Annotated in this window: 6 protein-coding genes and 1 pseudogene; 3 read left to right on the top strand and 4 right to left on the bottom strand. The window is 72.3% G+C overall.

What is annotated here, in order from left to right; translation table 11 throughout:
* The 3 genes and pseudogenes from KN815_RS35810 to KN815_RS35800 form a co-directional block, all read right to left on the bottom strand.
* Nucleotides 1–1,382: acyclic terpene utilization AtuA family protein (locus KN815_RS35810; RefSeq protein WP_253209448.1), on the bottom strand; the 1,382-nt coding region annotated here is incomplete at its 3' end.
* A 191-nt stretch (nucleotides 1,383–1,573) separates the two neighbouring features.
* Nucleotides 1,574–2,416 (bottom strand): annotated as a pseudogene (locus KN815_RS35805) (TIGR03084 family metal-binding protein); the annotation flags it as partial.
* A 600-nt stretch (nucleotides 2,417–3,016) separates the two neighbouring features.
* Nucleotides 3,017–5,854: an FAD-binding and (Fe-S)-binding domain-containing protein gene (locus tag KN815_RS35800; RefSeq protein WP_216346011.1), complete on the bottom strand. Its 2,838-nt coding sequence runs from the start codon at nucleotides 5,852–5,854 to the stop codon at nucleotides 3,017–3,019.
* Nucleotides 5,855–6,032: 178 nt separating this feature from the next.
* Between KN815_RS35800 and serC the strand changes: the two genes are divergently transcribed.
* Complete coding sequence (gene serC / locus KN815_RS35795; RefSeq protein ID WP_216346010.1) at nucleotides 6,033–7,151, top strand: phosphoserine transaminase; 1,119 nt, start codon at nucleotides 6,033–6,035, stop codon at nucleotides 7,149–7,151.
* A 110-nt stretch (nucleotides 7,152–7,261) separates the two neighbouring features.
* On the opposite strand, the gene KN815_RS35790 is transcribed toward serC, so the two are convergent.
* Entirely contained in the window at nucleotides 7,262–8,272 is a 1,011-nt protein-coding gene (locus KN815_RS35790; protein ID WP_216346009.1) for a hypothetical protein, read from the bottom strand.
* A gap of 271 nt (nucleotides 8,273–8,543) precedes the next feature.
* Between KN815_RS35790 and KN815_RS35785 the strand changes: the two genes are divergently transcribed.
* Both KN815_RS35785 and KN815_RS35780 read left to right on the top strand, forming a co-directional pair.
* The gene (locus tag KN815_RS35785) at nucleotides 8,544–9,110 is read left to right on the top strand and encodes a hypothetical protein (protein ID WP_253209447.1); all 567 of its coding nucleotides are present in this window, start codon (nucleotides 8,544–8,546) and stop codon (nucleotides 9,108–9,110) included.
* A gap of 176 nt (nucleotides 9,111–9,286) precedes the next feature.
* Nucleotides 9,287–10,282: an aldo/keto reductase gene (locus KN815_RS35780; protein ID WP_216346008.1), complete on the top strand. Its 996-nt coding sequence runs from the start codon at nucleotides 9,287–9,289 to the stop codon at nucleotides 10,280–10,282.
* The last annotated feature ends 70 nt before the right edge of the window (nucleotides 10,283–10,352 follow it).

Raw genomic sequence — 10,352 nt, 5'->3', positions numbered from 1 at the left:
GTCGGCCCGGGCGGCAGCGGCGGCGGAAGGGGCGGCGTCGGGGACGTCTCATCCGCCGGGGTTCCGGCGGCGGGCGTGGCGGGGGCCGGGGGGATGGTCAGCCGGGAACCGTCCGGCAGTACGGCGGTGTGCGGCACGGTGTCGGCCGGAGTGTCCACGGCCTCGAAGACGCCGTAAGGGGAGCCCTTTCCGGGCGGGGCGGTCACATGGAAGCCGGGGAAGCTGGCGAGGGCCAGTTCGACGGCCGCGCCGCTGATCGCCCGCCCCACCGCTGCCGCGTCCCGGTCGCGGACCACCAGCCGCAGCAGCGCGCTCGCCTCCTCCTGCACGGCCGCGTCGGGGTGGTCGGTACGGGAGAGGCTCCAACGGACCTCGGCGGGGCGGTGCTTGCTCATCGCCCCCTCCATCTGGTCCCGTACGAGCGCCGCCTTGGCCTCGATGTCCAGACCGGTGAGCACGAACACCACCTCGTTGCGGTGGCCGCCGAGCCGGGTCAGCCCGGTCTTGAGGGTGCGCGGCGGCGCCTCGCCCCGTACGCCGTGGACGCGCACCCGGTCCGGGCCGTCCGGGGCGAGCCGCACCGAGTCCAGCCGGGCGGTGACATCCGGGCCCGGGTAACGGGCGCCCGCCGTCTCGTAGAGAAGCTGGGCGGTGACGGTCCCGACCGTGACGGCGCCGCCGGTGTGCGGATGCTTGGTGATCACGCTGGAGCCGTCGGAGTGGATCTCGGCGAGGGGGAAACCGGGGCGGCGGAGGTCGTGCTCGGTGAAGAACGAGTAGTTGCCGCCGGTCGCCTGCGTACCGCACTCCAGGATGTGCCCGGCGACCACGGCTCCCGCGAGCGCGTCCCAGTCGTCGGCGGCCCAGCCGAAGTGTGCCGCCGCCGGGCCCGTCACCAGCGCGGCGTCCGTCACCCGCCCGGTGACCACCACATCCGCGCCCCCGCGCAGACAGGCCGTGATACCGGCGCCGCCGAGATAGGCGTTGGCGGTGACCACTCCCGGCCCCCAGTCGCGGGCGCCGAGGAGGTCGTCGCCCTCGACATGGGCGACCCGGCAGTCGATGCCGAGCCGCTCGGCGAGCGCGCGGATCGCGTCGGCCAGCCCGGCCGGGTTGAGCCCGCCCGCGTTGGTGACCAGCCGTACCCCGCGCTCCATGGCGAGCCCCAGGGTGTCCTCGAGCTGGCGCAGAAAGGTGGTGGCATAACCCCGCGCCGGATCCTTGGCGCGGTCCCGGCCCAGGATGAGCATGGTCAGCTCGGCGAGATAGTCCCCGGTCAGCACGTCCAGGGGGCCACCGGTGAGCATCTCGCGCACCGCGTCGAAGCGGTCGCCGTAGAAGCCGGAGGCGTTGCCTATGCGCAGGGGCGGGGACGGCGTCATGGGGCACCTCCGGCGGGGTCGCCGCTCGCGCCGCTTGCTGTGGTGTCGCTTGCCGCGGCGTCGCTTGCCGCGCTGCCGCTACCGGTGGCGCCGCTCGACGCGGCATCGCTACCGGCTGCGCCGCCTGCCTCAGCACCGCTTCCGGCCGCACCACCTTCCGCAGGGGCACTTCCGGCCACGTCACCTTCCGCAGGGGCGCCTCCGGCCGCACCACCTCCCGCGACGCTCCCCCGGGCCGTGCCACCGGCACCATGCCCCGGGGCGCGGCCCTTGCCGGGCGGGCCCGCGAACGCCTGCGCGATGTCCAGCCAGCGGTCCGCGTCCGCCCCTTCGGCCCGTACGGCCAGATCGTCGCGGTGCGCCCGCTGGGTCACCAGCAGACAGAAGTCCAGCGCGGGCCCGGTCACCCGCTGGGCCGCGTCCCCCGGCCCGTACGTCCACAACTCACCCGCCGGGCCGGTCAGCTCGACCCGGAACTCCTCGGCCGGCGGTTCCAGCCCCCGCGCCGCGTACGCGTAACCCCGCGCCCGGACCCCGATCCGGGCCACATGGCGCAGCCGGGCGGTGGGGGCCCGGTGCACACCCAGCGCGTCGGCGACGTCCTGGCCGTGCGCCCAGGTCTCCATCAGCCGGGCGGTCGCCATCGACATCACGCTCATCGGCGGCCCGTACCACGGCAGTCGGGCGCCCGGCGGCTGCGCGGCCAGCGTCCGGAGCAACCGCTCCCGCCCCGCGCGCCAAAGCCCCAGCAGCACCTCGGGCGGCTCGGCCGCCCCGCGCTCCGCACCCTCGTCCACGAACGCCTCCGGCGCGGTCCACGCCCGGCGCACCTCGTCGGCGAACCCCTGCGGGTCCTCGACGGCTTGTACGGCCCGCTCGTCGGTCCACGCGAGATGGGCGATCTGGTGCGCGACGCTCCACCCGGGCGCGGGCGTCGCCATACGCCACTCCGCGCCCCCGAGCCCGGCCACCAGGCCGTCCAACTCGTCCCCCTCCGCCCGCAGATCGCCGAGCAGAGCCTCCGTCTCGGACACGCGTCGCTCCCGTCGTCGGGTCAGTCGTGTGTCGGCTGTCTTCCGTTCTTGTCGAGCGAGGGTGGCAGCGCGACGAGAAACAATCAAGCACGCTTGCATGATTCAGCCGGTTGGGCTGGGTGGGCCGGGTGGGCCGGTTGGGGCTCAGCCCGGTCGGCTGCGGCTTTCGTCTCGCGCCTTCGGCGCAGTTGAGCAGCGGGGCAGGGGTGCCGGGGCCGGGCCCGCGTCGCCGGTCGCCGGGCCGGTGGAAGCGAGCGCCGGTGGCGGCTTCCGTGACCGGCGGGCGAGGCCGATACCGGACGGCAGGGGGGTGGGGTACCCCTCTGGAAATCGTTTGATGAATTAGTTGCGCCAGATCAAGCGTTTTTCACAGGAGGTACCGGGAGGGGCGGACCGCCGGAGTCGCACTGGTGGGGATCTTGCCGCCTACCGCCCGCAGTCCGGAGGGGCCCCGGCCGACGAGCGCGGAAGCCGCCACCGGCGCTCGCCGCCACCGGCCCGGCGGACGGCGGCGGTGCCGCGCCCTCACCTCCCGCCCCCGTTGCTCAATTGCGCCGAAGGCGCGAGACGAAAGCCGCACCCCGCCGGGCCGCCCGCCCCTCACCGCAGGCGTTCCGCCAGGACCTCCGCCAGGTGGCGGCTCTTGCGGCCCGCCAGTTGGGTCAGTTGGGTGCGGCAGGAGTAGCCGTCCGCCAGGATCTCCGTGCCGGGGTCCGCGGCGCGGACCGATGGCAGCAGTTGCTCCTCGGCGCAGGCCACCGAGACGTCGTAGTGGCCGTCCTCGAAGCCGAAGTTGCCCGCCAGACCGCAGCAGCCGCCGCTCAAGGCGCCCGTAAGGCCCGCGCGTTCACGTAGGCGGCGCTCGGCGGCGTCACCGAGGACGGCGTGTTGGTGGCAGTGGGTCTGGCCGACGACGGGGCGGTCGACCTTGGGGGGCTGCCAGTCGGGAGCGTACTCCTCCAGGGCCTGGGCGAACGTCGAAACGGACTCGGCCAGGCGCGCGGCGCGCGGGTCCGCGCCGAGGAGTTCGGGGAGGTCGGTGCGGAGGGCGGCGGTGCAACTGGGTTCGAGGCCGACCACCGGGAGCCCGGCGTCCAGGGCCGGGGCCATGGCGTCCAGGGTGCGCCGCATGACCGCGCGGGCGCGGTCGAGCTGGCCGGTGGAGACCCAGGTCAGGCCGCAGCACACGGGCCCCGGTGGGACGACCACCCGCAGCCCGGCCGCCTCCAGTACGGCGACCGCCGAGCGGCCGACGGACGGGGAGAGGTGGTTGGTGAAGGTGTCGGGCCACAGCACGACGGTGCGGGCGCCGTTCCCGGCGCGAGGCACCGTACGGGCATGCTCCCGCCACCACCGCGTGAAGGGCTCCCGGGCCAGCTCCGGGATGTCGCGCTGGGGCGCGATCCCGCCCATGCGCTTGGCCAGGGCCGCCAGCGGGGGCAGGCCCGCCAGGGCGTTGGCGGCGGGCGCGGCCCTCAGGTGGGAGGCGGCCCGGAGCCATACCGGCAGCCAGCCCATCGAGTAGTGCGCGGCGGGCCGCACCCGTCCCTCGTAGTGGTGGTGCAGGAACTCCGCCTTGTACGTGGCCATGTCGACCTCGACCGGGCAGTCGCTGCGGCAGCCCTTGCAGGACAGGCACAGGTCGAGCGCGTCCCGTACCTCCTCCGAGCGCCAGCCGTCCTGGACGACCTCGCCCGCGAGCATCTCGTGCAGCAGCCGGGCACGGCCGCGGGTGGAGTGCTTCTCCTCGCCGGTCACGCGGTACGACGGGCACATCACCCCGGAGCCGGACACCGACTCGTTGCGGCACTTGGCGACGCCCACACAGCGCCGGACGGCCGCCGAGAAGTCCCCCTTGTCGTGCGGATAGCCGAACTCGACGTCCACCGGGCGCCTCGGCAGCGGATCGAAGCGCAGGTTCTGGTCCAGGCGCTGCGGGCGGGCCAGGACGCCGGGGTTGAGGCCGCCTTCCGGGTCCCACAGGTCCTTGAAGCGGGAGAAGAGGCCGACCATCTCGTCCCCGTACACGCGCGGCAGCAGCTCGGCTCGGGCCAGCCCGTCGCCGTGCTCACCGGAGAGCGAGCCGCCGTGGGCGACGACGAGATCGGCGAGGTCGGAGGAGAAGGCTCGGAAGATCCGGATCCCGGACTCGGTCAGCAGGTCGAAGTCGATGCGGACGTGGATGCAGCCGTCCCCGAAGTGTCCGTACGGCGTGCCGCGCAGCCCGTGCTGGGCCATCAGGGCGCGGAAGTCGCGCAGATAGGCGCCGAGCCGGGGCGGCGGCACCGCGCAGTCCTCCCAGCCGGGCCATGCCTCGCCGCCGTCCGCCCCACCCGGAATACGCAGTCGGGTGGCGGTCCCGGAGGCGTCCTCGCGCACCCGCCACAGGGCGCGCTGCCCGGCCGGGTCGGCGACGACGGTGTGGCCGGTGGTGACCTCGGCGGCGGCGCGGGCCACCTCCTGGGCGCGGGAGAGCGCCTCCTCGCGGGTGGCGCCGCCGACCTCCACGAACAGCCAGGCGCCGCCCTTGGGCAGCCCGGAGGCCCCGGCGACCAGATCGGCGGCCATGCCCTCGACGGTCAGCGGACCGTATGGCAGCAGGGTGTGCGCGGCCTCGGCCGCCGCGCTCTCGTCGGGGTAGCCGAGTACGGCCAGGGCGCGGGCGGCGGGCGCCTCCACCAGCCTTACGGCCGCCTCCGTCACCACCCCGAGGGTGCCCTCGCTGCCGGTGAGGGCGCGGGCGAGGTCGGCGTTCTTCTCGGGCAGCAGCTCGTCCAGGGCGTAGCCGGAGATCCGGCGGGGCAGCTCGGGGAAGCCGGTGCGCAGCAGGGCCAGATGGTGGCCGGCCAGGGACCGTATGCCGTCGCGGAGCCGGGCGGGCAGGTCGTGGAGGCCCTGGGCGGCGCGCACCCGCTCCCCGCCGTAGGTGAGGACGTCCAGCTCGTGGACGTTGTCGGCGGTGGTGCCCCAGGCCACCGAGTGGGAGCCGCAGGAGTTGTTGCCGATCATGCCGCCGAGGGTGCAGCGGCTGTGGGTGGACGGGTCGGGGCCGAAGGTCAGCCCATGGGCGCCGGCCGCCGTACGGAGGTCGTCGAGGATCACGCCGGGCTGGACGACGGCGGTCCGCCGCTCGGGGTCGAGCGCGACGATGCGGCGCATATGGCGGGTGAAGTCGAGGACGACGCCGAGCCCGGTGGCCTGTCCGGCGATCGAGGTCCCGGCGCCGCGGGCGACCACCGGCACCCCGCGTTCCCGGCAGACGGCCAGCGCCGCCGCCACATCGTCCGCGTCCCGGGGCGCGACCACACCGTCCGGCACCCGTCGGTAGTTCGACGCGTCCATGGTCATCAGGGCCCGGCTCGCCGTATCGAAGGAGACGTCCCCGCGGACGGCCCGTCGCAGCGCCTGCTCCAGCTCGTCTGCCTGGTGATCAGCCATGCCTCCATGGTCCACGCCGGGAGGGCCATTGAGAATGTCCAATTCCGATTCATGGCCGCCGCGTTCCCCGATCGCCTCTACACCGCCCTCACCTCCCACGTCAACAGGATGTGGACGCACCGTCTCAGCGGCTGGACGCACAGTCGGACGGCGGGGGCCGACGGATTAGGCTTCGGTCGTGGCTGAGATCCGGATTCCCGATGACATCAAGCCCGCCGATGGACGTTTCGGCTCGGGCCCGTCCAAGGTGCGCACCGAGGCGCTGAGCGCCCTGGCCGCCACCGGAAGCTCCCTGCTCGGCACCTCCCACCGCCAGGCCCCGGTCAAGAACCTGGTCGGCGCGGTGCGCGAAGGGGTGCGTGAGCTCTTCCAACTCCCGGAGGGGTACGAGGTCATCCTGGGCAACGGCGGTTCCACCGCCTTCTGGGACATCGCGACCCACGGGCTGATCGACTCCAAGTCCCAGCATCTGTCGTTCGGCGAGTTCTCCTCGAAGTTCGCCAAGGCGGCGAAGCTGGCGCCGTGGCTGGCGGAGCCCACGGTGATCTCCTCCGACCCGGGCACCCACCCGGAGCCGCGCGCCGAGAGCGGCACGGACGTCTACGCCTTCACCCACAACGAGACCTCCACCGGTGTCGCCATGCCCATCCGGCGGGTGGCCGGTGCCGACGAGGGCGCGCTGGTGCTGGTGGACGCGACCTCCGGGGCGGGCGGTCTGCCGGTCGACATCGCCGAGACGGACGTCTACTACTTCGCGCCGCAGAAGTCCTTCGCGGCCGACGGCGGCCTGTGGATCGGCGTGTTCTCGCCCGCCGCGCTGGAGCGCGCCGCCCGGATCCACGCCTCGGGCCGGCACGTCCCGGAGTTCTTCTCGCTGCCGACCGCGATCGACAACTCGCTGAAGAACCAGACGTACAACACCCCGGCGCTGGCGACGCTCTTCCTGCTCGACGACCAGCTCAAGTGGATCAACGGACAGGGCGGTCTGGACTGGGCGGTACGGCGCACCGCGACCTCGTCGCGCACGCTGTACGGCTGGGCCGAGGAGGCCAAGTTCGCCACCCCGTTCGTGGCCGACCCGGCCAAGCGGTCGCAGGTCGTCGGCACGATCGACTTCACCGAGGAGATCGACGCCGCCGCGGTCGCCAAGGCGCTGCGGGCCAACGGCGTCGTGGACACCGAGCCGTACCGCAAGCTGGGCCGCAACCAGCTTCGGGTGGCGATGTTCCCGGCCGTCGACCCGGCGGACGTCCAGGCGCTGACGGCGTGCGTGGACTACGTCATCGAGCACCTCTGACGAGCGCTCTTGGCGCCCGTACGAAGGGGCCCGCGGCCGGTGCTCGGCCGCGGGCCCCTTCGTATGCGCCGACGACTTCGCAGCGCTGACGATCTCGCTCGCGCCGGCGATCAGGCTCGGTTCCGGCGGAAGAGCCTGCGCAGGCCGAGGAAGACGACCAGCGCACCGACGAAGGTGACTCCGGCCTTGACCAGGTTGCCGTTCTTGTCGTCCTCGGTGAGCTTGCCGTCGACGCGGTCGGAGTACTCCCCGTTCTTCTTCTGCTCCTTCGCGGTGGCGTCCGGCAGCAGCTCCCCGCCGAGGTCCACCGGCGTCACCTTGGAGCCCGCGCCCTCGGTGCCGTACATGAGGGTGCCGCCGTCCGGGGTGAAGGTGACCGACTCGCCCTGCCGTTGCAGCGGCAGCCCCGGCTCCTCCTCGAGCCGCGTCGGCTTTCCGTCCCGCCAGCGGTATTCGGCGGCCGAGAAGTAGCCGCGGAGGACGAGCCGGGTGCCGTCCGGGGCGAACGCCCCGTCCGTGACCTCCAGGTCGAGGTCGGAGACCCGCCGGAAGACATTCACCCCCGAGGGGCTCAGCGTGGCCGGTCCGGCGTACAGCCCGGCGTCCTCGTCGCTCTTGCTGGCGATATAGACGCGGCCGGTCTTGGGATGGACCATCAGCGCCTCGGCGTTGCGCGGCCCGCCCTGGTATTTGACGGTGAACTGGGTCGCGGTGACGGTGGTGTCCTTGAGCTGCTTCGGCTCGGGGAAGCGGTAGATCCACACATGGGGCCACGTACCGCCCAGGTTGTCGCCGATGTCGCCGACGTAGATGTTGCCGTCCGGCCCTATCGAGATCGCTTCCACATCGCGGGGATCCCCTATGCCTCGGAGGGTGACCCGTGCGACCGTCTTGCCGGTCTTGCCGTCGACGGCGTAGACGTACGGCCCGTCCGAGCTGTCGTTGTGCGTCCAGTAGACGCCGGGGTGGAGGCGGCTCGCGGCCAGGCCGCTGGACTCGGTGATCCGTGGATCCTCGATCGTGAAGGGGGACGGCGACGACGAGTCGTCGGCGAAGGCCGGGGCGGCTGCGGACACGGTCAGCAGCGCGGCGGCACCGAGTACGAACGGAAGCGGACGCATGGGGCCAAGCCTGCCATCCCGCCGGGGGCGTCCGGCGCCGGAACCACGCCGAGGGACTCCCTCCGGTCACCCAAGACTCCCCCGTGCATGACTTCGGCGATCACGGGCAGATAACGTCTGTCAATTATTTGTGCGGGCGATCAGCCCGAAATAACCCGCAGATTATCTGACCTCATCCGGGGATTATTTCGGCGAGAAATTTATCGGTCATTGACGGCATAGCGGGCGGCGGCATTGCAATGCAGAAAGGCCCCGCTTACGGTCTGGGCTCATGAGTGAATACAGCCAGTCCTCCTATGCGCAAAGCGCGCCTCCGCTGCATTCCGCGGGGGCTCCGGGCGGCGCCGCACACGCGTCACCGGCCGCACCGGCCGCGCCGCCCAAGAAGATCGCGATCTTCGCGATCGTCGGCTCGGTCATCGCGCTGGTCGGCTCCATGGTGAACTGGGTGGTCTCCGACGCCGAGGGCGCCACCGGGGGCATCAAGGGCATCGACGGCGACGGCATCATCACGCTGATCATCGCCCTGGTCGCGGGGATCCTGTTCATCGCCGCCATGGCCACCAAGAAGGCGGCGCTCTACCTGGTCGGCGGGGTTCTGGGGCTGGCCATGGCGATCGTCGCGGCCATCAACATGGCGGACCCCGAGCGGCTGGTCACCCAGAAGCTGAAGGACGACGAGGGGGTGTCGCAGAAGGTCGCGGAAAAGGCGGCGGAGCAGGCCGCGAAGCTGTACGAAATGACCGCGGGACCGGGGCTCTACATGGTTTTGATCGGCGCACTGATGGCCCTGGCGCTCGGCGCTCTCGGTTTTATGAAAGCCCGCGCCGCCCGCTAATCCGGATAGGCCGGCCTCGAGAAAACCCAGGACGCCCGCTTTTTGACCGCACGGGGGGCCAAAAAGCGGGCCTTGGGGTTTTCCACGGGAATTCACGGCCGACGGAAGACGCCGGGGCACCAATGCCCCGGCCTGCCCCCTTGATTAGAGCGCACTCCAACGGCTTGGCTGATCCCATGGAGTACACGCAGCTCGGACGCACAGGTCTCAAGGTCAGCCGGATCGTTCTGGGCACCATGAACTTCGGTCCGCAGACCGAGGAAGCCGACAGCCACTCGATCATGGATGCCGCGCTCGACGCGGGCATCAACTTCTTCGACACCGCCAATGTCTACGGCTGGGGCGAGAACAAGGGCCGCACCGAGGAAATCATCGGGAGCTGGTTCGCCAAGGGCGGCGGGCGGCGCGAGAAGACCGTCCTCGCGACCAAGGTGTACGGAAACATGGCCGCCGAGGGTGAGCCCTGGCCCAATACCGACAAGCTCTCGGCCGTCAACATCCGCCGGGCCGTGGACGCCAGCCTCAAGCGGCTCGGCACGGACCACATCGACCTCTACCAGTTCCACCACGTGGACCGCTCCACCCCGTGGGACGAGATCTGGCAGGCGATCGACGTCCTCGTCCAGCAGGGCAAGATCATCTACGCGGGCTCCTCCAACCACGCGGGCTGGCATATCGCCCAGGCCAATGAGACCGCGGCCCGCCGTGGCTCGTACGGGCTGGTCAGCGAGCAGTGCCTGTACAACCTGGCCGAGCGGCGCGCCGAGATGGAGGTCATCCCGGCCGCGCAGGGCTACGGCGCGGGCATCATCCCCTGGTCGCCGCTGCACGGCGGGCTGCTCGGCGGCGCACTCCGCAAGGAGCGCGAGGGCGGCGGTTCGCGCAGCACCTCCGGGCGCAGCGCCGACGCGCTGAAGAACCCGGCGGTGCGCGATCAGATCCAGCGGTACGAGGACCTGCTGGCCAAGCACGGCATCGAGCCCGGCGAGGCGGCCCTGGCCTGGCTGCTCACCCGGCCCGGGGTGACCGGTCCGATCGTGGGCCCGCGCACGGCCGAGCAGCTCGCGTCGGCGGTGCGCGCCGCGGAACTGAAGCTGAACGAGGAAGTGCTGACGGAGCTGGACGAGATCTTCCCGGGTCCTGGCCCGTCGCCGGAGGCGTTCGCCTGGTAGCCGAGCCGCCTCTGGGACGGTAGGCGAACCGCCTCTGGGACGGTAGGCGAAAGTGCTGAGGGGCGGGGGG

Source organism: Streptomyces niphimycinicus, assembly GCF_018883605.1.
Classification (GTDB): Bacteria; Actinomycetota; Actinomycetes; order Streptomycetales; family Streptomycetaceae; genus Streptomyces; species Streptomyces niphimycinicus.
The sequence above is the reverse complement of the archived record's forward strand: the minus strand, read 5'-3'. Positions and strand labels throughout refer to the sequence as shown.

Excerpts from the sequence above, each read along its gene's own strand:
- KN815_RS35800 (WP_216346011.1), bottom strand. The coding sequence starts at position 5,854 with ATGGCTGATCACCAGGCAGACGAGCTGGAGCAGGCGCTGCGACGGGCC.
- KN815_RS35790 (WP_216346009.1), bottom strand. The coding sequence starts at position 8,272 with ATGCGTCCGCTTCCGTTCGTACTCGGTGCCGCCGCGCTGCTGACCGTG.
- KN815_RS35785 (WP_253209447.1), top strand. The coding sequence starts at position 8,544 with ATGAGTGAATACAGCCAGTCCTCCTATGCGCAAAGCGCGCCTCCGCTG.
- KN815_RS35780 (WP_216346008.1), top strand. The coding sequence starts at position 9,287 with ATGGAGTACACGCAGCTCGGACGCACAGGTCTCAAGGTCAGCCGGATC.